20 protein-coding genes and 1 pseudogene are annotated in these 23,554 nt (G+C 61.4%); 15 read left to right on the top strand and 6 right to left on the bottom strand.

From position 1 onward, the window contains the following. Nucleotides 1-25 precede the first annotated feature (25 nt). From C6382_RS19980 to ydcS, 6 genes are all read right to left on the bottom strand, one after another. Complete coding sequence (locus C6382_RS19980; protein WP_107026071.1) at nt 26-1,888, bottom strand: FAD/NAD(P)-binding protein; 1,863 nt, start codon at nt 1,886-1,888, stop codon at nt 26-28. 13 nt (nt 1,889-1,901) lie between these two features. Next, nucleotides 1,902-3,326 carry a gamma-aminobutyraldehyde dehydrogenase gene (locus C6382_RS19975; RefSeq protein ID WP_107026070.1) on the bottom strand — a complete coding sequence of 475 codons (1,425 nt, stop codon included), beginning with the start codon at nt 3,324-3,326 and terminating at the stop codon, nt 1,902-1,904. A 19-nt stretch (nt 3,327-3,345) separates the two neighbouring features. Next, nucleotides 3,346-4,152, bottom strand: a complete 807-nt coding sequence (locus tag C6382_RS19970) for an ABC transporter permease (RefSeq protein ID WP_107026069.1) — start codon at nt 4,150-4,152, stop codon at nt 3,346-3,348. Next, nucleotides 4,142-5,056 (bottom strand): ABC transporter permease, encoded by a 915-nt coding sequence (locus tag C6382_RS19965; RefSeq protein WP_107026068.1) that lies wholly within the window; start codon nt 5,054-5,056, stop codon nt 4,142-4,144. The genes C6382_RS19970 and C6382_RS19965 overlap by 11 nt, the downstream gene beginning before the upstream one ends. Beyond that, nucleotides 5,057-6,097, bottom strand: coding sequence for an ABC transporter ATP-binding protein (locus C6382_RS19960; RefSeq protein ID WP_107026067.1), 1,041 nt, complete (start codon nt 6,095-6,097; stop codon nt 5,057-5,059). Nucleotides 6,098-6,190: 93 nt separating this feature from the next. Continuing rightward, nucleotides 6,191-7,342, bottom strand: coding sequence for a putative ABC transporter substrate-binding protein YdcS (gene ydcS / locus C6382_RS19955; RefSeq protein WP_107026066.1), 1,152 nt, complete (start codon nt 7,340-7,342; stop codon nt 6,191-6,193). A gap of 216 nt (nt 7,343-7,558) precedes the next feature. Between ydcS and C6382_RS19950 the strand changes: the two genes are divergently transcribed. From C6382_RS19950 to C6382_RS19880, 15 genes and pseudogenes are all read left to right on the top strand, one after another. Continuing rightward, a complete protein-coding gene (locus tag C6382_RS19950; protein ID WP_107026065.1) occupies nt 7,559-8,287 on the top strand; it encodes a tellurite resistance TerB family protein in 729 nt (242 codons plus the stop codon). A gap of 130 nt (nt 8,288-8,417) precedes the next feature. Next, on the top strand, nt 8,418-10,040 hold the full coding sequence (locus C6382_RS19945) for a methyl-accepting chemotaxis protein (protein WP_107026064.1): 1,623 nt from the start codon (nt 8,418-8,420) through the stop codon (nt 10,038-10,040). A gap of 7 nt (nt 10,041-10,047) precedes the next feature. Beyond that, complete coding sequence (locus C6382_RS19940; protein WP_107026063.1) at nt 10,048-10,584, top strand: chemotaxis protein CheW; 537 nt, start codon at nt 10,048-10,050, stop codon at nt 10,582-10,584. Beyond that, nucleotides 10,581-11,843, top strand: coding sequence for a protein-glutamate O-methyltransferase CheR (locus C6382_RS19935; RefSeq protein WP_107026062.1), 1,263 nt, complete (start codon nt 10,581-10,583; stop codon nt 11,841-11,843). Before C6382_RS19940 ends, C6382_RS19935 begins: the two co-directional genes overlap by 4 nt. Beyond that, entirely contained in the window at nt 11,840-12,502 is a 663-nt protein-coding gene (locus C6382_RS19930; RefSeq protein ID WP_107026061.1) for a chemotaxis protein CheW, read from the top strand. Before C6382_RS19935 ends, C6382_RS19930 begins: the two co-directional genes overlap by 4 nt. After that, a complete protein-coding gene (locus C6382_RS19925; protein WP_107026060.1) occupies nt 12,499-14,784 on the top strand; it encodes a hybrid sensor histidine kinase/response regulator in 2,286 nt (761 codons plus the stop codon). Before C6382_RS19930 ends, C6382_RS19925 begins: the two co-directional genes overlap by 4 nt. Then, complete coding sequence (locus C6382_RS19920) at nt 14,781-15,794, top strand: chemotaxis response regulator protein-glutamate methylesterase (protein ID WP_107026059.1); 1,014 nt, start codon at nt 14,781-14,783, stop codon at nt 15,792-15,794. Before C6382_RS19925 ends, C6382_RS19920 begins: the two co-directional genes overlap by 4 nt. A 51-nt stretch (nt 15,795-15,845) precedes the next feature. Further along, nucleotides 15,846-16,878, top strand: a pseudogene (locus tag C6382_RS19915) (diguanylate cyclase); the annotation flags it as partial. A 74-nt stretch (nt 16,879-16,952) separates the two neighbouring features. Next, nucleotides 16,953-18,048 (top strand): peptide chain release factor 2 gene (gene prfB / locus C6382_RS19910; RefSeq protein ID WP_107026057.1). Its coding sequence is split into 2 segments (ribosomal slippage): nt 16,953-17,024 and nt 17,026-18,048, totalling 1,095 coding nucleotides; the frame shifts between segments, so codons are not numbered across the junction. Between the two features lie 85 nt (nt 18,049-18,133). Next, nucleotides 18,134-19,636 carry a lysine--tRNA ligase gene (gene lysS / locus C6382_RS19905; protein WP_107026056.1) on the top strand — a complete coding sequence of 501 codons (1,503 nt, stop codon included), beginning with the start codon at nt 18,134-18,136 and terminating at the stop codon, nt 19,634-19,636. Between the two features lie 100 nt (nt 19,637-19,736). Then, complete coding sequence (locus C6382_RS19900) at nt 19,737-20,441, top strand: TetR/AcrR family transcriptional regulator (protein WP_107026055.1); 705 nt, start codon at nt 19,737-19,739, stop codon at nt 20,439-20,441. Between the two features lie 28 nt (nt 20,442-20,469). Then, a complete protein-coding gene (locus tag C6382_RS19895) occupies nt 20,470-21,015 on the top strand; it encodes a hypothetical protein (RefSeq protein ID WP_107026054.1) in 546 nt (181 codons plus the stop codon). A 24-nt stretch (nt 21,016-21,039) separates the two neighbouring features. Continuing rightward, nucleotides 21,040-22,317, top strand: coding sequence for a flavohemoglobin expression-modulating QEGLA motif protein (locus C6382_RS19890; protein ID WP_107026053.1), 1,278 nt, complete (start codon nt 21,040-21,042; stop codon nt 22,315-22,317). Beyond that, nucleotides 22,289-23,212: an alpha/beta hydrolase gene (locus tag C6382_RS19885; protein WP_107026052.1), complete on the top strand. Its 924-nt coding sequence runs from the start codon at nt 22,289-22,291 to the stop codon at nt 23,210-23,212. Before C6382_RS19890 ends, C6382_RS19885 begins: the two co-directional genes overlap by 29 nt. Then, nucleotides 23,209-23,538, top strand: coding sequence for a hypothetical protein (locus tag C6382_RS19880; RefSeq protein WP_107026051.1), 330 nt, complete (start codon nt 23,209-23,211; stop codon nt 23,536-23,538). Before C6382_RS19885 ends, C6382_RS19880 begins: the two co-directional genes overlap by 4 nt. The last annotated feature ends 16 nt before the right edge of the window (nt 23,539-23,554 follow it).

The following is a 23,554-nucleotide window of genomic DNA, read 5'->3' as shown; positions in this document are numbered from 1 at the left end:
CTCCGACTTGCCCCGCGATGCGTAACTAAGCCAGTTCTCCAACAGCCCGCCATGCCTCATCAATCGCCGCATGCGCATATGCACTCCAGGCCGCATCCGAGTTGGCAATGCTGACTTTGCCCACAGGCTTGCGTGCCAGTTCCATCCACTGTTCGGTCTGATCAGGATCGTCGTACAGGGTGTTGGTAAAGCAGGCATAACCATGCGGCCAACGATTGACGGTGATCGCCAGAATGTCCTGATTGTGGTCGAAACCACCAGGCCCGAGCATGCGCTGCAGCTGTTCACGCAACTGGCTTTCCAGCGTCTCAAATGGCGTGCCATACAGCCGCCCGCGCCCGGCACGTGCCTGGTCACGGCCGTTCATGCCGCTATCAGGACTGGTCGGTACGTAGACCATGTGCAGGCCGATAGGCTGTGCCGGGTCGTGTGGATGTTCATAGCCACCCATGCTTACCGGGTAGTCCAGTTTGATGCGGCTATAGGGTTGCGTGGCGGCGTAGATTTCATGCACACCAAGCTTCTGGAACGCCTGCCAGTTGCGCACGATGACCTTGGTGTACACCAGCGGAAACTTCACATTCTGGCTCAGGGCAAACGACTGCTCTGGCGACAGGTCGCGCAGCAGGTACGGGATCATCATGTTGTAGCAAGCCAGGATGCAGTGTTTTGCGCGCACCTGAGCCAATTGTCCGCCACGGCTGTAGCCGATATTCACCGCGCCATTGGTATTGCGCACGCTGACTGCGGTGCTGTTCAAGCGCAGGCGCACCGGCTGCCCGCTACGGTCGAGCCGGCTGTAGTCGAAGTTGGTCAGGACGATATCTTCCATGTCCTTGCCCTGTGCCACCGTCGGAATCAGGCTGCGCACCAGCAGGCGTGCCAGCGACGCGTTGCCATCGGGGAAGTGATAAATGTAAGGCTCTTCCATTTCCGCCTGGGCTTCTTCGCTGATCGGCTCCAGGTTCATCGCGGTAAAGCCGGGATAACCGATGTAGTAGGCATCAGCGGCGGCCACGGTATCGATGCTCAAGGCCATGAAGTCGTTGGTGCGGCCCTGGAAGTACTTCACTGCTGTGGGCGACAGACCGACGTCCTTGAGCAGGAAGTCACGGTAGCTGGTGTGCTCCAGGTACGCAGTCTTGTCCTCCAGTGATTTGCCTGACAGGTAATCCCTGGGCGCTTCGTGCAAGTCGATCAAGGCCTTGCGGTCGCTGTCGGGCAGGGGGAAATCGTTGATGAAGTCGCGGATCGAACGGGCATTGAGTTGCCCGGGGGCAATATCGTCGGCGACCATGGGCGTCGGGTCACCGGTCACCAGTTTGTCTTCACCGAAGTTCTCCTTGTCGAAGAACACCCCGCGCGACAGGCCCAGGCTCGGGTAGAAACTACGATCGAAGGCCGTTTCAAAACGCTTGATATCCACCCCGAGCTTTGTCAACAGGCCGTTGACCTCGGCGCTGTAAAGGTGGTTAGGTGACTGGAAGGCTTCGCTGCCTCCGTAGCCGATAATCATCCGTCCACCGGCGCTGAACTCGTTGCGCTTGGCGTGACCACCAAAGTCGTCGTGGTTTTCGAGGATGAGGATTTTTGCCTCTGGGTGTTTTTCCCGATAGAAAAACGCCGCCGACAGCCCACTGATACCACCACCGACCACCACCAGGTCGTACTCCTCGCTGACCGGCAGATCGTCAGTGGCGAAGCGCTTTTTCTCCCAGCCCATCTGGTGCGCAACTTCAAAGGCGCCGACATGGCTGCCACGCAGGCCGGTCAATGCTGGCGGGTAGTAGCGTCCGCTTTCTCCAGCCTGCAGCAGTTGCAGCGGGGTCAAGCCCGCTGCAATGCCGATAGCGACACCATTGATGAAGTCGCGTCGGGTAATTTCCATAGGTTTCCTTACCTTAGTGTTTGAACATCACATGCCGAATGCAGGTGTAGTCTTCCAGCCCGTACAGGGACATATCCTTGCCATAGCCGGAGTGCTTTTGGCCGCCGTGGGGCATTTCGCTGACCAGCATAAAGTGCGTGTTGACCCAGGTACAACCGTACTGCAGGCGTGCCGAGACGCGATGGGCGCGGCCCACATCAGCGGTCCAGAGCGAGGAGGCCAAGCCGTAGTCCGAGTCATTGGCCCAAGCCAGGGCCTGGGCCTCGTCGTCGAAGCGGGTAACTGAAACCACCGGCCCGAATACTTCGCGGCGGACTATTTCGTCATCTTGCTGTGCATCGGCCAGCACCGTGGGTTCAAAGAAGAAGCCATTACCGGCCACCGCCTTACCACCGGTGATCAGGCGAATATGCGGCTGGGCGATGGCGCGCTCGACCATGGCTGCCACCCGGTCGCGGTGCTGGGCGGTGATCAATGGGCCCAGTTCGGTGCCCGGATCGTTTTGCAGGCCATGCTTGATGCTGGCCACGGCCTTGCCGAGTTTTTCCACGAACTGCTCGTAGATCCCGCTCTGGGCATAGATGCGGCAGGCCGCAGTACAGTCCTGGCCGGCGTTGTAGAAGCCGAAGGTGCGGATGCCTTCAACGGCGGCATCGATATCGGCATCGTCGAAGATGATCACCGGGGCCTTGCCCCCCAGTTCCATATGCATGCGCTTCACACTCTCGGCGGTGCCAGCGATGATGTTGGCCCCGGTGGGGATAGAACCGGTCAGCGACACCATGCGCACTTTCGGGTGGGTGACCAGCGGCGTGCCGACACTCGGTCCACGGCCAAAGAGGATATTCAGGACGCCCGCGGGAAACAGCCCAGCGGCCAGTTGCGCCAGGCGTAATGCGGTGAGCGGTGTCTGTTCCGAAGGCTTGAGCACCACCGTGTTGCCGGCTGCCAGGGCCGGGGCGATCTTCCAGGCGACCATCATCAGCGGGTAGTTCCAGGGGGCGATGGAGGCGACTACGCCAAGCGGGTCGCGGCGGATCATCGAAGTATGCCCCTGCAGGTATTCGCCGGCGGCCGATCCGCCCAGGCAGCGGGTGGCGCCGGCGAAGAAGCGGAACACATCGGCAATCGCCGGGATTTCGTCGTTGAGCGCGGCGGCATAGGGTTTGCCGCAGTTGTCCGATTCCAGCCGGGCCAGCTCCTCGCCATGGGCCTCAATGCAGTCCGCCAGTTTCAGCAACAGCAGCGAACGTTCCTTGGGCGTGGTCTGCGACCAGCTTTCGAAAGCATGGTCGGCGGCACGCACGGCGGCATCGACCTGAGACACACTGGCCTCGTTGATCTCCACCAGCACGCTGCCCAGCGCCGGGTTGAGTACCGCCAGCGCGTTGCCTTCGCCAGCAACCAGTTGGCCATTGATCAGCAGTCGGGTTTGCATGATTCAAGTTCTCCTAATGTTATTTGCCGCTGCCGGCAACGCTTTCGCCGCCGCGGGTCAGGTAATAGGCGCCGAGGATCGGCAGCATGGTCACCAGCATGACCAGCATGGCGACCACATTGGTTACCGGCACGTCCCGTGGCCGGCTGAGCTGATTGAGCAACCAGATCGGCAGGGTGCGCTCGTGACCGGCGGTGAAGGTGGTGACGATGATTTCATCGAACGACAGGGCAAAGGCCAGCATGCCGCCCGCCAACAGGGCCGAGCCGAGGTTGGGCAGGATGATGTAACGGAAGGTCTGCCAGCCGTCGGCGCCGAGGTCCATGGAGGCTTCGATGAGGCTGTGGGAAGTGCGGCGCAGGCGGGCGATGACGTTGTTGTAGACGATCACCACACAGAACGTCGCGTGGCCAACGACGATGGTGAAAATGCCCGGTTCGATGCCCAGGGTCTTGAACGCCGAAAGCAGGGCGATACCGGTGATGATCCCGGGCAGGGCGATCGGCAGAATCAGCATCAGCGAGATGCTTTCCTTGCCAAAAAAGCTGCGCCGGTACAGCGCCGCCGATGCCAGAGTGCCCAGCACCAGGGCAATCAGCGTGGCCAGGCAGGCAACCTGCAGCGACAGCTTGATTGATTCCAGCACATCGGGCCGGGAAAAGGCCACGCTGAACCACTTCAGGGTAAAGCCCTGCGGCGGGAAGCTGAACGCCGCATCCTGGGTATTGAAGGCATACAGAAAGATGATCAGGATCGGGAAGTGCAGGAACACCAATCCACCCCAGGCCGCCAGGCGCAGGCCCCAGGACGCTTGTTCAGAGTGCATCGAAAGCCCCCAGGCGTTTGACCATGGACAGGTAGATGGCGATCAGCACGATCGGCACCAGGGTGAAGGCTGCGGCCATCGGCATGTTGCCGATCGCGCCTTGCTGGGCGTAGACCATGCTGCCAATGAAGTAGCCAGGCGGGCCGACCAGTTGCGGCACGATGAAGTCGCCCAGGGTCAGAGAGAAGGTGAAGATAGAGCCGGCGGCAATGCCTGGCACCGACAGCGGCAGGATGACTTGCATGAAGGTTTGCCGGGGCTTGGCGCCGAGGTCCGCCGAAGCTTGCAGCAGCGATGGCGGCAGGCGTTCCAGTGAGGCCTGGATGGGCAGGATCATGAACGGCAGCCAGATGTAGACAAACACCAGAAAGCGCCCCAGGTGCGAGGTTGACAGGGTGCTGCCGCCGACTCCGGGAACGCCGAGAATGAACTGCAGCAGCGGTTCCAGATTGAGCTGCTGGACGAACCACTGTGCCACGCCGCCTTTGGCCAGCAGCAAGGTCCAGGCATAGGCTTTGACGATATAGCTGGCCCACATCGGCATCATCACCGCGATGTAGAAAAATGCCTTGGTTTTGCCGCTGGTGTAGCGGGCCATGTAGTAGGCGATCGGAAACGCCAGGGTGGCGCTGGCGATCGACACGGCAATGGCCATGCTCAGCGTGCGCAGGATGATGTCGAAGTTCGACGGTTTGAACAGGGCGGCGAAGTTGGCCAGGGTCAACTCCGGGGTGACCGCCATGGTGAAATCGTCGAAGGTGTAGAAGCCCTGCCAGAGCAGACCCAGCAACGACCCTAGGTAGATGGCCCCGAACCAGATCAGCGGCGGGATCAGCAACAGCGCCAGGTAGAGATTGGGACGCCGATAGAGCAGATTGGAGAAGCGTCGCAGGGCCAGGCTCATCTACTGCCCCTCGTTCAAGACTGTTTCCTGCAGAGAGGTCATCGCTTCCCGTGCCCAGCGAGCCTGCAGGCGTTGGCCGGTCTGCCAGGGCGTGGCGTGCTGCTGCCATTGGTTGTTGGCCTGGCTGACACAGAGCAATTGGCCATTGTCGAGCTTGAGCTCGTAGCGGGTGGCGCTGCCCTGGTACTGGATATCGTGCAGCAGGCCGCTGATCTGGACTTCATCGCTGGCGGCGGGTTGCTCGCCCAGGCGGATATGTTCCGGGCGAATCGAGAAGGGCAGTTGGCTGCCGTTCAACTGCGCCGCCAGCTCGCCACGCAGCACGTTGGAGGTACCCACGAACTCGGCAACAAAGGTGGTGGCCGGTTTCATATAGAGGTTGCGCGGTGTATCGACCTGCTCGATACGGCCGCGGTTGAACACCGCGACCCGGTCGGACATCGACAGTGCTTCGGTCTGATCGTGGGTAACGAAAATGAAGGTGATGCCCAACTGGCGCTGCAGTTTTTTCAGCTCGCCCTGCATCTGTTCGCGCAGCTTCAGGTCCAGCGCGCCCAGGGGCTCGTCGAGCAGTAGCACGCGCGGGCGGTTGACCAGTGCCCGGGCCAGGGCCACACGCTGGCGCTGGCCGCCGGACAGCTGCGCCGGCTTGCGCTGCCCGTAACCGTCCAGGGCCACCATGGCCAGGGCTTCCTCAGCCCGGGCCAGGCGCTCCTGCCTGGCCACACCCTTGACCTTCAGACCGTAGGCGACGTTATCGAGCACGTTCATGTGCGGAAACAGGGCGTAGTCCTGGAATACCGTGTTGACATCACGTTGGTACGGCGGCAATCCGGCCGCTTCAGCACCGTGGATACGGATGGAACCGGCGCTGGGTTGTTCGAAGCCGGCAATCAGGCGCAGGCAGGTGGTTTTGCCCGAGCCTGAGGGGCCGAGCATGGAGAAAAATTCGCCGTCGTGGATGTCGATGGACACCCGGTCGACGGCCTTGACCTCGCCAAAGCTGCGGGAAACATCGGTGAACTGGACTGCAAGGGTCATGTGCGGTGCTCCCAGTCTCTAGACTAAATCGCGGGACAAGCCCGCTCCCACAGAACCCCCATTGTGGGAGCGGGCTTGCCCCGCGACAGGGCCCTAACGGCCACCCATGATCGCAATGTAGTCCTGGGTCCAGCGGCTGTAAGGCACAAATTTGCCCCCCTCGGCCTGGGGGGTTTTCCAGAAGGCGATTTTGTCGAAGTTGTCGAAGCCATTGGTCTTGCAGCCTTCGGCGCCGAGCAACTCGCTGCCGGTACAGGCTGCCGGTACCGCAGGCAGCGAACCGAACCAGGCGGCCACGTCGCCCTGGACCTTGGGTTGCAACGACCAGTCCATCCATTTGTAGGCGCAGTTGGGGTGCTTGGCCTCGGCGTGCAGCATGGTGGTATCGGCCCAGCCCGTGGCGCCTTCTTTGGGAATGGTCGACGACACTGGCTGTTTGTCGGCCTTCAGGGTGTTGACCATGTAGCCCCAGGAGCTGGAAGCGACCACGCCCTCGTTTTTCACATCGCTCATTTGCACGGTTGCGTCATGCCAGTAGCGATGGATCAGCGGCTGTTGTTGACGCAACAGGTCGAGCACTGCCTTGTACTGGGTTTCGTTGAGTTCGTAAGGGTTGACGATGCCCAGCTCCGGCTTGGCCGACTTCAGGTACAGCGCCGCGTCGGCAATGTAGATCGGCCCGTCGTAAGCTTGCACCCGTCCTTTGTTCGGCTTGCCGTCCGGCAGGTTCTGCGGCTCGAACACCACGCCCCAGCTGGTGGGCGCTTGCTTGAACACATTGGTGTTGTACAACAATACGTTGGGGCCCCACTGGTAGGGGGTGCCGTATACCTGGTTGTTGACCACATACCAGGCGCCGTCCTTGAGCCTCGGGTCGAGGTTCTTCCAGTTCGGGATCAGCGCAGTGTTGATCGGTTGAATGCGCTTGCCGGCAATCAGGCGCAGCGAGGCGTCACCTGAGGCGGTGACCAGGTCGTAACCGCCTTTGGTCATCAAACTGACCATCTCGTCGGAGGTGGCTGCGGTCTTGACGCTGACCTTGCAACCGGTTTCCTTCTCGAAACCGCTGACCCAGTCGTAGGCCTTGTCGCTTTCACCGCGCTCGATGTAGCCGGGCCAGGCGACAATATCCAGTTGGCCTTCGCCGGCACCTACGGCTTTCAGCGGTTCAGCGGCCTGCAGGCTGGCGCTGGCCAGCAAGGCGGTGCTCAGGGTGCTGAGCAAGGCGGTCTTGTTCACGAGCATGGTGTTCCCTCTTGTTCAAATTATGAGCGGGGCAGTCATGAAAGCGCTGGCACATCACGTTAAGCGTAGTGCTGATATTCAGGTCTGTTCCAACTGCGGGTTCAGCCGTGTCGTTTTTGGCACAGTGCGGGCAACATCTGGAAGCAAATGCATTCAGCCTGGCTTCAGCTTGCCGCAGTACTCTTGGCGTTTATTTACCGTCCTTGGAGGTGCCCGATGAACACCCGTGGCTTGCTCGATCAACTGCTCAAATCCGGTCAGGACCTGCTGCAGAACCAGACGGGTAAAAGTGCTGCCGGTAAATCCGGCGCAACCGGCGGCCTTGGTGATCTGCTCGGTGGCAAAGGCGGTGGTGGCCTGGGCAGTCTGCTTTCCGGCGCCAGTGGCGGGGCCTTGGCGGCAGGCGCCATGGGCCTGCTGCTGGGCAGCAAAAAAGCACGCAAATACGGTGGCAAAGCCCTGACCTACGGCGGCCTGGCGGCGCTTGGGGTACTGGCGTACAAGGCCTACGGCAATTGGCAGGCCAAGCAGGGCACCACGGCGCCGGCTGAACCGCAGACCCTCGATCGCCTACCGCCTGCCCAGGTCGAACAGCACAGCCAGGCAATTCTCAAGGCCCTGGTGGCTGCGGCCAAGTCCGATGGCCATGTTGACGAGCGCGAACGGGCATTGATCGAGGGCGAATTCGTCAAACTTTCCAACGACCAGCAACTGCAGCACTGGCTGCACGCCGAGCTCAACAAACCGCTGGATCCGGCCGATGTCGCGCGTGCTGCCAGCACGCCGGAAATGGCCGCCGAGATGTACATCGCCAGCGTCATGCTGGTTGACGAGGAACATTTCATGGAGCGGGCTTACCTGGACGAACTGGCCCGTCAGCTCAAGCTCGATCCGGCGTTGAAAATCGAGCTGGAAAATCAGCTGAAACAGGCCAACGCTCAATGATTACGGGCAAGTGGCCAGGATGAGGCCAACTTGCCTCTATCCAGCTTGAAAGTCAGCCGCAAAAGCCCATAGTGCCTGGGCTATACTCTGCCCCATTTTTCTGCTCGCGTAGAACACTTGAGGGCTGACTGTGAAAAACTGGACCTTGCGCCAACGGATCCTGGCGAGCTTCGCCGTGGTTATCGCCATCATGCTGTTGATGGTGGTCGCGGCCTATTCGCGCCTGGTGACCATCGAGTCCGATGAGGAAGCGGTGCGGGCCGACAGCATCCCCGGGGTTTACTACAGTTCGATGATTCGCAGTGCCTGGGTCGACAGTTATGTGTTGACCCAGCAACTGGTGGGCCTGAGTGGGCAGCGTGAACTCACTGCGACCGACAAGGCGCAGTACAAGGACTTCGAAGATCGCCTCAAGCAGTACATGGCCAGCTATCAGGCGACTATCCGGGATCTCGACGATCAGGCCAGCTTCGATGAGTTCGGCCGCCTCGAGGATGCCTATGCCAAGGCCATCGATACGGTGCTTGAAGCCTATGCTCGCAAGGACTACGCCCAAGCCCGGCAATTGATTGGCGATGTGCTGACGCCGGCCTGGGTCACTGGCCGCAAACACCTGAACAGTGTGATCGAGCACAATCGGCATTCGGTCGAGGAGGCGGCCGACTCGATTGTCGCTGCGGTAATCATGGCCAAGGTCAGCATGATCATCTCCCTGGTCCTGGCGATTATTGCCGCCACCATTTGTGGCTTGCTGCTGATGCGTGCCATCACTGCGCCCATGCAACGTATCGTGCATGCCCTGGACAAACTCAGCAGCGGTGACCTCAGTGTGCGCATGAATCTGGAGCGCAAGGACGAGTTCGGCGCCGTGGAAACCGGCTTCAACGACATGATGGGCGAGTTGACCAACCTGGTGTCCCAGGCCCAGCGTTCTTCGGTGCAAGTGACCACTTCGGTGACCGAGATCGCTGCCACCTCCAAGCAACAGCAGGCGACTGCCACCGAAACCGCCGCCACCACCACCGAAATCGGCGCCACCTCGCGGGAAATCGCTGCCACCTCCCGTGACCTGGTGCGAACCATGACCGAAGTCACCTCGGCCGCCGACCAGGCGTCGACCCTTGCTGGCTCCGGTCAGCAAGGTCTGGCACGCATGGAAGAGACCATGCACCAGGTGATGGGCGCAGCCGACCTGGTCAACAACAAGCTGGCGATCCTCAACGAGAAGGCGGGCAACATCAATCAGGTGGTGGTGACGATCGTCAAGGTCGCCGATCAGACCAACCTGCTCTCGCTCAATGCCGCCATCGAGGCGGAAAAGGCCGGCGAATACGGCCGCGGCTTTGCCGTGGTGGCCACCGAAGTCCGGCGCCTGGCCGACCAGACCGCCGTGGCCACCTATGACATCGAACAGATGGTCCGCGAGATCCAGTCGGCAGTGTCTGCTGGGGTCATGGGCATGGACAAGTTCTCTGAAGAGGTGCGCCGTGGCATGTTCGAAGTGCAGCAGGTCGGTGAGCAACTAAGCCAGATTATCCATCAGGTTCAGGCCCTGGCGCCGCGGGTGCTGATGGTCAATGAGGGGATGCAGGCCCAGGCCACCGGTGCCGAACAGATCAATCACGCCCTGGCGCAGCTGGGTGATGCCAGCAGCCAGACGGTGGAGTCGCTGCGTCAGGCCAGCTTTGCCATCGATGAGTTGAGTCAGGTGGCAAGCGGTCTGCGTGGCGGTGTATCGCGGTTCAAAGTCTGACCCGCCGATGACCGACCTTCAGCCCCGCCGCAGCCAGGGTGTAAGTTCTCACGGGACCTTGCACCTGTTGTTCAGAATCGGTGAGCATCGCTATGCCCTCGACGCCCATGAAGTCGTCGAAGTATTGCCGCGCTTGCCGCTAAAACCTATCGCGCAAGCACCGGACTGGGTGGCCGGGGTGCTGGCTCATCGCGGCGCGCTGGTCCCGGTGATCGACGTCGGTGCCTTGAGTTTCGGGTTGCCGGCACCGGTACGTACCAGTACCCGACTGGTGCTGGTGCACTACCGGGGCGAACCGCTACGGCCAGGACTGTTACTGGGTCTGATCCTTGAACAGGCCACCGACACCTTGCGTTGCCTGCCCGAAGCGTTTCAGCCCTACGGCCTGGACAATCAGCAGGCGCCCTACCTGGGGCCGGTGCGTGAGGATGCCCATGGGCTGGTGCAACGCATCAGCGTGCAGGACCTGCTCAGCGACACCGTGCGGGCGCTGCTGTACCCCTTGCCTGAGCACCAGGCAGGTGAGCGTCAGGAGCCGCAATGAGCAACCAACAGCATTTTTTCCGTTTCTTGCAAGAGCGCATCGGTCTGGATGTCGCCTCGGTCGGTGCGCCGCTGGTCGAGCGTGCGCTACGCCAGCGTTGCACCGCACTGGATGCCTACGACCTGGATGACTACTGGTTGCGCTTGCAACAATCGACGGCGGAGCAACAGGCGCTTATCGAAGCGGTGATTGTTCCGGAGACCTGGTTCTTTCGCTATCCAGAATCGTTCTCGGCGCTGGCTGGCCTGGCCAGCCAGCGTCTGGCCGAGCTGGCCGGGGCGCGGCCGCTGCGTATCCTCAGCCTGCCGTGCTCCACCGGTGAGGAGCCTTATTCCATCGCCATGACCTTGCTTGACGCCGGCATTGCCGGGAACTCGTTCCGGGTCGATGGCATGGACATCAGCCCGCTGTCGATCAACCGGGCCGAGCAGGGGCTGTATGGGCGCAATTCCTTTCGTGGATCGCACCTGGATTTTCGCCAGCGGCATTTTGACCAAAGCGACGACGGCCACATTGTTCATGAGCGTGTGCGCCAACAGGTCAAGTTGCAGATAGGGAATGTGCTCGACCCTGCATTGAAGGCTCAGGCGGGCAGTTATGACTTTGTGTTCTGCCGCAATCTGCTGATCTATTTCGATCTGCCAACCCAGCAACGGGTATTCGAAGTGCTCAAGCGGCTGATCCATGAGCAGGGTGTACTGTTCATCGGCCCGGCCGAAGGTAGTCTGCTGGCGCGTATGGGCATGCGCCCGCTTGGTGTCGCCCAGTCTTTTGCTTATGTACGACAGACTGAAACCGAACCTGTATTCAACAGCAAACCGCTGACAATTGCGTCGCTGTCTGCAGCACCCAGCACTTTACCGCGCCCCTCGCCAGTGCCAGCACGCAAGTTCAATGTGATTGCCGCGTCAATTGCGTCCCGACCCACAGCGCCTGACAGCAGTGCTGAACTGCTGGTGCAGATCGCCCGGTTGGCCAATGCCGGTAGCAGCGCCGAAGCTCAGGCCGCGTGTACCCGCTATCTGCAGCAATACCCGCCGCATGCCCAGGCGTTCTACTGGCTGGGCTTGCTCAGTGACACTGCAGGCGACACCGGCGAGGCGCTCAGCCATTACCGTAAGGCGCTGTACCTCGATCCGCAGCATGCTGAAGCCTTGGCGCACCTGGCGGCATTGCTCGCGTCCCAGGGCGATATCGCTGGCGCCCGCCGCCTGCAGGAGCGCGCTGCACGGCGAGCTGACCGGGAGTCTGAACAATGATCGCAGACCAACAGGTGCAAGTCGTTGCCGCTGATGCCGCCCGCATTGATGATTGCTGGAACCGTATCGGTGTGCGCGGTGATAAAAGCTGTCCGCTGCTGGCCGAACATATCCACTGCCGCAATTGTGCTGTCTATGCGAGCGCCGCGACTCGCCTGCTGGACCGTTACTCGCTGTCTCAGGATGCCCATGAGCAGGCACAGGTGCAGGAAGAGGGCAGCGGTCGTTCGATGCTGTTGTTCCGTCTGGGTGAGGAATGGCTGGCTCTGGCGACCCGTTGCCTGGTCGAGGTGGCCCCGGTGCAGCCGGTGCATTCGTTGCCTCACCAACGTTCGCGGGCGCTACAGGGCGTAGCCAACGTGCGCGGGGCCCTGGTGCCGTGTCTGTCGCTGGCCGATCTGCTGGGCCTGGAAGTGCTCGGCAGTGGCAGCGCATCGGCGCGGATCATGCCGCGCATGCTGATCATCGCTGCAGCCGGTGGTTCGGTGGTGGTGCGAGCGGATGAAGTGGATGGTATTCACGGCCTGGAGCCCGAGCGTCTGGTGCATGATCAGGGCGAAGCGCGCTTTACCGCCGCTGTGTTGCAGTGGCGCGGACGCAGTGTGCGGGTGCTGGATGAAGAACAAGTGCTGTCTGCTGTGAACCGGAGCCTTTCATGACCCCAGAGCAAATGTGCGATGTGTCGCTGCTCGAACTGTTCAGCCTGGAGGCCGAGGCCCAGACCCAGGTGCTCAGTGCCGGCCTGCTGGCGCTGGAGCGCAATCCGACCCAGGCCGATCAGTTGGAAGCCTGCATGCGTGCGGCCCATTCGCTCAAGGGCGCGGCGCGGATTGTCGGCGTCGATGCCGGCGTCAGCGTTGCCCATGTCATGGAAGATTGCCTGGTCGGTGCCCAGGAAGGCCGGTTACGGCTGCGTGCCGAGCATATCGATGCCTTGCTGCAAGGCACTGACCTGTTGATGCGTATCGCCACCCCTGGCGATGCGAGCATTGAGCCTGCGGTACAGGCATTTCTCGTGCAGATGGCCGGGCTGCTGGACCCTGCAGCTACGTCGACGGTTGTGACCCCGCTACCGATGCCCGGGCTTGAGCCAGCGGCGGTGATGGCGGAGCCTGTGATCGAGCAGCCGGTACTGCTCGACGCCGAACCCGGGGCACCGACCCAGCGCAAGGGTAAACGCACCGGTGAAGCTGGCGAGCGGATCCTGCGGGTCACGGCCGAACGCTTGAACAGCTTGCTCGACCTGTCGAGCAAGGCGCTGGTCGAAACCCAGCGGTTCAAACCGTATCTGGCTACCTTGCAGCGCCTTAAACGCATGCATAGCCAAAGCGTTCGTGCCCTCGATGGACTCAATAGCCAGCTGCAAGCAAGCGGCCAGAGCCCGGAAGTACAGGAAGCTCTGGCCCAGGCCCAGCAACTGCTGGGACAAACCCAGCAGCTTCTGCTGCAACAGGCCGCCGACCTGGATGAGTTCGGCTGGCAGGCCAGTCAGCGCGCACAATTGCTCTATGACACAGCCCTGGCCTGCCGCATGCGGCCGTTTGCCGATGTGCTCACCGGGCAGAGCCGGATGGTCCGCGACCTGGGACGTTCGCTGGGTAAGCAGGTGCGCCTGGAGATCGAAGGCGAGAAGACCCAGGTTGATCGCGATGTCCTGGAAAAACTCGAAGCCCCATTGACCCACTTGCTGCGCAACGCCGTCGACCACGGTATCGAACTGCCTGAGCAACGGCTGCTGGCTGGCAAAGCGCAGGAAGGGCATATCCGCTTGCGGGCATCGCATCAGGCCGGCTTGCTGGTGCTGGAACTGAGCGATGATGGTGGTGGCGTTGATCTGCAGCGATTGCGTCAGAGTATTATCGAGCGCCAACTGTCGCCGGCCGAAACCGTGGCGCAGATGAGCGAAGCGGAGCTGCTGACCTTCCTGTTCCTGCCAGGCTTCAGCCTGCGCGACCAGGTCACCGAAGTTTCCGGACGTGGCGTTGGTCTGGACGCGGTGCAGCATATGGTCCGCCAGCTGCGCGGCTCGATCGTGTTGACCCAGACCAGTGGTCAGGGCAGCAGTTTCCACCTGGAAGTGCCGCTGACCCTGTCGGTGGTGCGCAGCCTGGTGGTCGAGGTTGCCGCCGAGGCCTATGCCTTCCCCCTGGCGCACATCGAGCGCACCCTGGAGCTGCCGGCTGAGGCCATCGTGCAGATCGAAGGGCGTCAGCACTTCTGGCACGAAGGCCGGCACATCGGCCTGGTTGCGGCCAGCCAATTGCTCAATCGTCCGCCGAGCCAGACAAACGGGCAAACGATCAAAGTGGTGGTCATCCGCGAGCGCGAGATGCTCTATGGTGTGGCGGTCGAGCGTCTGATCGGCGAGCGCGTGCTGGTGGTGATGCCGCTCGATCCGCGGTTGGGCAAGATTCAGGATATTTCATCCGGTGCCCTGCTCGATGATGGCAGCGTAGTGTTGATCATCGACGTTGAAGACTTGTTGCGATCGGTCGATAAGCTCTTGAGCACCGGTCGCCTTGAGCGCATCGAGCGTGGTCAGCGAAATACCCGCGAGGCGGCACGCAAGCGCATCCTGGTGGTCGATGACTCGCTGACCGTGCGCGAGCTGCAGCGCAAGCTGCTGAGTAATCGCGGTTATGAGGTGGCAGTCGCGGTCGATGGCATGGATGGTTGGAACGCCTTGCGCAGCGAGGACTTCGACCTGCTGATCACCGACATCGACATGCCGCGAATGGATGGTATCGAGCTGGTCACCTTGCTGCGTCGCGACAACCGTCTGCAGACGCTGCCGGTCATGGTGGTCTCCTACAAGGACCGTGAAGAAGATCGCCGCCGTGGACTGGATGCAGGAGCCGACTACTATTTGGCCAAGGCCAGTTTCCACGATGATGCCTTGCTCGATGCTGTGGTTGAGTTGATCGGGGGAGCCCAGGGATGAAGATCGCTATTGTCAACGACATGCCCATGGCCGTGGAGGCGCTGCGCCGGGCGTTGGCGTTCGAACCCATGCATCAGGTGATCTGGGTCGCCAGCAATGGCGCAGAGGCAGTGAAGCTGTGCGCCGAACAAACGCCGGACCTGATCCTGATGGACCTGATCATGCCGGTCATGGATGGCGTCGAGGCGACCCGGCGGATCATGGCCGAGACACCCTGCGCCATCGTGATCGTCACGGTGGATCGCCAGCAGAACGTCCACCGGGTATTCGAAGCCATGGGGCACGGTGCGCTGGATGTGGTCGATACCCCGGCCCTGGGTGCCGGTGATCCCAGGGAAGCGGCCGCGCCGCTGCTGCGCAAGATCCTCAATATCGGCTGGTTGATTGGCCAGCAGCGCAGCAACACGCCACGGCCTATTGATGCGCCTTCGCCTAAGGTGGCGCAGCGTCCAGGGCTGGTGGCCATCGGTTCGTCAGCGGGCGGCCCGGCGGCGCTTGAAATCTTGCTCAAGGGCTTGCCGCAGGCGTTCCCTGCCGCCATCGTGCTGGTCCAGCACGTTGACCAGGTGTTCGCCGCAGGCATGGCCGAATGGCTCAGCAGCGCTTCGGGCTTAGCCGTGCGATTGGCCTGCGAAGGTGAGCCGCCACAACCCGGGCAGGTGTTGCTGGCAGGCACCAACCACCACCTCCGCCTGCTCAAGAATGGCACCCTGGCCTACACTGCCGAGCCGGTAAACGAGATCTACCGGCCTTCGATCGACGTGTTTTTTGAAAGCGTGGCCCGCTACTGGCGAGGTGACGCGGTAGGCGTGCTGCTGACCGGCATGGGACGCGATGGCGCCCAGGGCCTGAAACTGATGCGCCAGCAGAACTTCCTGACCATTGCTCAGGACCAACACAGCAGTGCCGTGTACGGCATGCCCAAGGCTGCGGCCGCGATAGACGCGGCGATGGAAATTCGCCCGCTGGAGCGGATCGCTGCACGATTAATGGAAATATTTCCAAAATGACGATACGTATTGTGCCACGCCGGCCAGTCGGCAGTGACCAGGTGACAGCGCATGAATGATTTACCGCTCGGCGGTTTTCCGACCACCAATGAAAACTCGGCAATGGTCCTGTTGGTTGATGATCAGGCCATGATCGGTGAGGCGGTACGCCGTGGTCTGGCTCTCGAAGAGAACATCGACTTCCACTTCTGTGCCGACCCGCACCAGGCTGTGGTCCAGGCAGTGCGGATCAAACCGACGGTGATCCTGCAAGACCTGATCATGCCCGGCCTCGACGGCCTGACGCTGGTGCGCGAGTACCGTAACAACCCGGCGACCCGGGACATTCCGATCATCGTTCTGTCGACCAAGGAAGACCCGCTGGTCAAAAGTGCGGCCTTTGCTGCCGGCGCCAACGACTACCTGGTCAAACTGCCGGACAACATCGAACTGGTGGCGCGCATTCGCTACCACTCGCGCTCCTACCTGACCCTGCTGCAACGCGACGAGGCCTACCGGGCTTTGCGCGTCAGCCAGCAGCAGTTGCTCGACACCAACCTGATGCTGCAGCGCCTGATGAACTCCGATGGCCTTACCGGGCTGTCCAACCGGCGCCATTTCGACGAATACCTGGAACTTGAGTGGCGCCGGGCCATACGTGAGCAGCAGCAGTTGTCGCTGCTGATGATCGACGTCGACTATTTCAAAGCCTATAACGACAGTTTGGGCCACCTGGCCGGCGACGAGGCGTTGCGCCAGGTGGCCGAGGCCATTCGCGGTTCCTGCTCGCGGCCGAGCGACCTCCCGGCGCGCTATGGCGGCGAAGAGTTCGCCCTGGTACTGCCCAACACCTCACCGGGCGGCGCGCGCCTGATTGCCGAAAAACTGCGTCAGACCGTGCTCGCCCTGAACATCCCGCACAGCACGCCAGAAGCCGCCTCACGCTTGACGGTGAGCATCGGCCTGGCAACATTGACACCGGCTATTGGCAGTCACTGCCGACAGTTGATATCGGCGGCTGACACAGGCTTGTACCTGGCCAAGAACAACGGCCGCAATCAGGTGGGCGTGGCTTGAGACCAGCCCGCCCCCACAACCGCCCGACGGGCTGCCGTCAGCTTCCAGACTCGGTTATACTCCCCGGCTTTTCTACCGATTACGTAAGAGAGCTGTCCGCCCATGGAAATCCAACCGATCCTGAACACCATCAAGGACCTGACCGAGCGCTCCGAGTCCATTCGGGGGTATCTTTGACTACGATCACAAGCATGACCGCCTGATCGAAGTCAACCGCGAGCTTGAAGACCCGAACGTCTGGAACAAGCCCGAGTACGCCCAGGAACTGGGCCGCGAGCGCGCCATGCTGGCGCAGATCGTCGACACCCTGGATGAACTTTCCGGTGGTCTGGTCGACTCCCGCGAACTGCTCGATATGGCCGTCGAGGAAAAAGACGAAGGCGCCGTCAACGACGTCGTCGAAGTGCTCCAGGGCCTGGAAGAATCCCTGGCCAAGCTCGAGTTCCGTCGCATGTTCAGCGGCGAGATGGACATGAACAACGCCTACCTGGACATCCAGGCCGGCTCCGGTGGTACCGAAGCTCAGGACTGGGCCAACATCCTCCTGCGCATGTACCTGCGCTGGGCCGCCAAGCGTGGTTTCGACGCCACCATCATGGAGCTGTCCGAGGGGGAAGTCGCCGGCATCAAGGGCGCCACCGTGCACATCAAGGGCGAGTACGCCTTTGGCTGGCTGCGTACCGAGATCGGCGTGCACCGCTTGGTGCGCAAGAGCCCGTTTGACTCCGGCGCTCGTCGCCACACCTCGTTCTCGGCGGTGTTCGTGTCCCCCGAGATCGATGACAAAGTGGAAATCGAGATCAACCCGTCGGACCTGCGCATCGACACCTATCGCTCCTCGGGCGCCGGTGGTCAGCACGTAAACACCACCGACTCGGCGGTGCGTATCACCCACGTTCCGACCAACACCGTGGTCAGTTGCCAGAACGAACGCTCCCAGCACGCCAACAAAGACACCGCGATGAAAATGCTGCGGGCCAAGTTGTACGAACTGGAAATGCAAAAGCGCAGCGCGGCGTCCCAGGCTCTGGAAGACAGCAAGTCGGACATCGGCTGGGGCCACCAGATCCGTTCGTATGTGCTCGACGCCTCGCGGATCAAAGACCTGCGCACCAACATCGAGCGCAGCGACTGCGACAAGGTGCTCGACGGCGATATCGACGAATACCTGGAAGCCAGCCTCAAGCAGGGGCTGTAACCGCGACACCCGGTGGGAGCGGGCTTGCCCCGCGATCCCTGGCCACAGGCAAGGGACAATGAACTCTGATGGAAAATGTGACGACATGAGCGACCTCAAACTCGACCCGCAAGACCTGCAACAGGAAGAAAACACCCTGATCGCCCTGCGCAAGGAAAAGCTTGCTGCCGAGCGCGCCAAGGGTAACGCCTTCCCCAACGACTTCCGCCGTGACAGCTACTGCAACGACCTGCAGAAGCAGTATGTCGACAAGACCAAGGAAGAGCTGGAAGCTGCAGCGATTCCGGTCAAGGTTGCCGGCCGTATCATGCTCAACCGTGGCTCGTTCATGGTGATTCAGGACATGACCGGACGCATCCAGGTCTATGTCAACCGCAAGACCCTGCCGGAAGAAACCCTGGCCGAGGTCAAAACCTGGGACCTGGGCGACATCATCAGCGCCGAGGGCACCCTGGCGCGTTCCGGCAAGGGTGACCTGTACGTCGAAATGACCAACGTGCGCCTGCTGACCAAGTCGCTGCGCCCGCTGCCTGACAAGCACCACGGCTTGACCGACACCGAGCAGCGCTATCGCCAGCGTTACGTCGATCTGATGGTCAACGAAGAAACCCGCCACACCTTCCGCGTGCGTTCGCAGGTCATCAACCATATCCGCAACTTCCTGATCCAGCGTGACTTCCTCGAAGTGGAAACGCCGATGCTGCAGACCATCCCTGGTGGCGCCGCAGCCAAGCCGTTCGAGACTCACCACAATGCCCTGGACATGGCCATGTTCCTGCGTATTGCGCCGGAGCTGTACCTCAAGCGGCTTGTGGTGGGTGGCTTTGAAAAAGTCTTCGAGATCAACCGCAACTTCCGTAATGAAGGCGTTTCGACCCGGCACAACCCCGAGTTCACCATGCTCGAGTTCTACCAGGCCTACGCTGACTACGAAGACAACATGGACCTGACCGAGGAGCTGTTCCGCGAGCTGGCGCAGCTGGTACTGGGCAGCACCGACGTGCCGTACGGCGACAAAGTGTTCCACTTCGGTGAGCCGTTCGTACGCCTGTCAGTGTTCGACTCGATCCTCAAGTACAACCCTGAGCTGACCGCTGACGACCTGAACGATATCGACAAGGCCCGTGAAATCGCCAAGAAAGCCGGTGCCAAGGTCCTCGGCTTCGAAGGCCTGGGCAAGCTGCAGGTGATGATTTTCGAAGAGCTGGTCGAGCACAAACTGGAACAGCCGCACTTCATCACCCAGTACCCGTTCGAAGTTTCGCCGCTGGCCCGTCGCAACGACGAGAACCCGAACGTCACCGACCGTTTCGAGCTGTTCATCGGTGGCCGCGAAATCGCCAACGCCTACTCCGAGCTCAATGACGCGGAAGACCAGGCCGAGCGTTTCATGGCCCAGGTGGCTGACAAGGACGCCGGCGACGACGAAGCCATGCATTACGACGCCGACTTCGTTCGCGCTCTGGAATACGGCATGCCGCCAACCGCCGGTGAGGGTATCGGTATCGACCGTCTGGTGATGCTGCTGACCAACTCGCCATCGATTCGCGATGTGATCCTGTTCCCGCACATGCGTCCACAGGCCTGAGTGTTCTGAACAAGCCGCCTTCCGGGGCGGCTTTTTCATGCCTGTAGAAAATTCATACATCGGTTTCAACTCATGGGGTAGATCAGCAGTGACTCCTGCAATGGCTCAACAAGGTGCCGCTGGCGTTGCCACGACGGTCGCCGAAAGCGTTCAGTATCAGGGCCGCAAGGCAAGTCGCCAGGGCAGCGAACAGCGCCGCCAGGACATTCTCGATGCCGCCATGCGCATTGTCGTTCGCGAGGGCGTGCGTGGCGTGCGTCACCGCGCGGTGGCGACCGAGGCCGGGGTGCCGTTGTCGGCGACCACCTACTATTTCAAAGACATCGAAGACCTGCTCACCGATACCTTCGCCCAGTATGTGGAACGCAGTGCGGCGTACATGGCCAAATTGTGGGAGCACACCGAGGTGCTGCTGCGTCAGTTGCTTTCGCAGGGCGATCACAGCCCGCAGTGCCGGGCGCGTCTGGCCGACGAAGTGGCGAAGATGATGGCCGACTATGTGCAGCGTCAGTTGCACAACCGTCGCGACTTCCTCATGGCCGAACAGGCCTTTCGCCAGGAGGCGTTGCTGTGCCCGCGCCTGGCCGAACTGGTCAAGCTGCATGAGCAGATTCTGCTGCATGGCGCCTGCCAGATGTTGCAGGTCGTGGGCTCGTGTCAGCCACAGCAGGATGCGCTGGTGTTGACGGCGATTATCGAGCAGATGGAATATCAGGGCCTGCTCGACGGCTCACGCGCCGATGCGCAAGCGCAGATGCTCGCTATCCTTACCCGGTACCTGCATCTGGTACTGGCCGCCGTGTGAGCCACGACCCTATTTCAAGGAGAACCCGATGAAAGCCAGAAGTCTGCTGTTGGCGCTGTCGTTTTTGCTGCTTGGCGGTTGTCTGGTGACCTTCAATGAGCCGATGCCGGCCAATGAGGCCGCGCCCAAGGCACTGCTCGGCAAATGGACCAGCAAGGACGCCTGGGGCGAACCACTGACCCTGCAGATCAGCCGTAGCGGTGGCGATGCCTACAAGGCGCTGGCCATCGGCAAGGACAAGAAACGGGATGAGTACGTCTTCACCGTATCCCGGCACGGCAACCGCTGGTACCTCTCGGCTGGCGTGCCCAAGCGCTTGGGCGGCAATTTCCTGATCGGGGGCTTCGACGTCATCGACGGCAAGGAGCTGGTGGTCTACAACCTCGACGTCGAACAGGTCAATCAGGCCGTGCAGAAGAAGGAGCTCAGCGGTCGCACCTATGAGGTCCCCGAGGACAACGGCAAAGGCGTGCTGATCGACAGTCCGGCCGAGCGCGTCCTGGCTTATCTGGACGACCCGGCCAACTCCGACCTGTTCATCGAAGTGGCGCGGTTCCAGCGGGCCAGCAAGTAATAGAGTCAATTCAAGGAGTGTAGGGTGGACGAGTACCAGCAGACGATACGTGCCCTGTCTGATCGCATTGTCCTGGCGCAAACGCCCATACGTGTGCTCGACGCGGTGAAGTGGGACGACAGCATCCGCCAGGGCTTCCTCAAGACCAAGGGCAAGGAGCCGCCGGCCGTTGACCGTGCCTATTACCAGGGGCGGCCGTTGTCGTTCGACTCTGCTGCGGTGAAGCTCGAGTTCCAGAACATCGAACGCGACATCACCCGCCAACTGGGCCAGTTCAACCCGGTCGGGCAGATCATGCGGCGCATGTGTAAGGAATATCGCATGGTGGTGCGCATGCTCGAAGCGCGCGGCACCGAGGATTTCGGCCTGATTTCCCAGGAGCTGTATGGCGCCGCTTCCGATGCCTTCCATGCCGGTGATCCGACCCTGGCCGACCTGGGATTGATGCTTTCCGACTACCTGAACAACATCGACGGCCGTGGCGACCTCAAGGACGAACCGAAGAACCTCACCGCCAAACAGGCCGTGGAAATGCTCCAGGGCCGCTTGAACAAGGTATTCAACGAGGCCGAGGACACCATCCGGGTGTTCGAGTCCGATGGCATCGTCGCCGATGCCGCCGCCGGGGCCGACTACATCAAAATTCGCGCCGACGCGATGTTCAACAGCCGCGACGTGCGTGCGCTGGAGGTGCACGAGGGGCTGGTGCACGTGGGCACCACCCTCAATGGCCTGAACCAGCCGATCTGTACTTTCCTGGCCAAGGGCCCGCCCTCGTCGACCGTGACCCAGGAGGGCCTGGCGATTCTCATGGAGGTCATTGCCTTTGCCTCCTACCCGAGTCGTCTGCGCAAGCTGACCAACCGCACCCGGGCCATTCACATGGTCGAGGAGGGCGCCGACTTCATGCAAGTCTACGAATTCTTCCGCGCCCAGGGTTTCGACATGCCGGAGAGCTATGGCAATGCCAGCCGGGTATTCCGTGGCTCGGTGCCCAATGGTTTGCCATTTACCAAAGACTTGTCCTACCTCAAGGGCTTCATCATGGTTTACAACTATATTCAGTTGGCCGTGCGCAAGGGCAAGCTCGAGCAGATCCCCTTGCTGTTCTGCGGCAAGACCACCCTTGAGGACATGCGCACCTTGCGCCAACTGGTCGATGAAGGCCTTGTGGAACCTCCCAAGTACTTGCCGGAGCAGTTTCGCGACCTCAACGCGCTGTCGGCCTGGATGTGTTTCTCCAACTTCCTCAACCACCTGAGCCTGGACCGGATTGAAGCCGATTATTCGAACATTCTCTGACGCCGGGCGCGGGCTGTTCGGTCTGCTGTTGGTGTTGCTGAGTCTGGGCGGTTGCAGTTCGCTGCTGTTCTATCCCGAGCCTGGCCAGCCGTTCACCCCGCAGAAGGCCAAGCTTGAGTACCGCGATGTAACGCTCACCGCAGCGGACGGCACGCGCTTGCACGGCTGGTGGCTACCGGCCAAGGCCGGCGTCGAGGTCAAGGGCACGGTGCTGCACCTGCATGGCAACGGTGGCAACCTGGCCTGGCATCTGGGGGGCAGTTGGTGGCTGCCGGAGCAGGGCTATCAGGTGCTGTTGCTGGACTACCGCGGTTATGGGTTGTCCCAGGGCAAACCGGCGTTGCCGGAGGTCTACCAGGACATTGCCGCAGCGCTGGCATGGCTGGACCAGGCGCCTGAAGTGCAGGGCAAGCCGCAAGTGCTGCTCGGCCAGAGCCTGGGGGGCGCCATGGCCATTCATTACCTGGCCCAACACCCAGAGCAGGGCAAGCGCTTTAAGGCCATGGTGTTCGATGGCGTACCGGCCAGTTACCGTCAGGTCGGGCGTTTTGCGCTGAGCAACTCGTGGATGACCTGGCCTTTCCAGTTGCCACTGTCGTGGCTGGTGCCCGACGGTGACAGTGCGATTCATTCGATTGCCCAGCTCAAGGCATCACCGAAGCTGTTCTTCCACAGCATCGACGATCCAATCGTGCCGCTGGCCAATGGCATTCAGTTGTACCAGGCAGCCCCGCCGCCGCGCGTGTTGCAGCTGACGCGCGGAGGTCATGTGCAGACCTTTGCCGACCGCACCTGGCGCCAGGTGATGCTGCGCTTTCTCGACGACCCCGAACATTTCAATGGGCTGCGGCGTTTGGCCGAAGTCCCCAATTACCCTGACGAGACGTCACAATGAGTGAAGAACGTAACGCGATTCCCCTGATCATCACCGGTGTCTGCAGCATCATCGGTACGGTTGGTGCGCTCTGGTATTACGGCTATCTGCATTTCGCCAAACCTGAAGATGCGCTGCTGCTATCCGATTTCACCATGCTCAAGACGGTGCCGGGGGAGGATTACAAGATCTCGCTGAAGCCGGCCAACCAGGTGGCCCAGTGCGTTGATGGCGTACTAGTGCTTTTCGACACCTCGCAGAAGGGGCTGACCGGGGTGCTGGTGGACAGCAAGAAACAGGCGGTTCGCTGCCTGGGGCAGGAAACGCCGCAGCAGGTTCAGGAGTAATAGCATCGCCGGGCAA

The sequence above is a fragment of the Pseudomonas sp. BBP2017 genome, from assembly GCF_003024385.1.
Taxonomy (GTDB): domain Bacteria; phylum Pseudomonadota; class Gammaproteobacteria; order Pseudomonadales; family Pseudomonadaceae; genus Aquipseudomonas.
The sequence above is the reverse complement of the archived record's forward strand: the minus strand, read 5'-3'. Positions and strand labels throughout refer to the sequence as shown.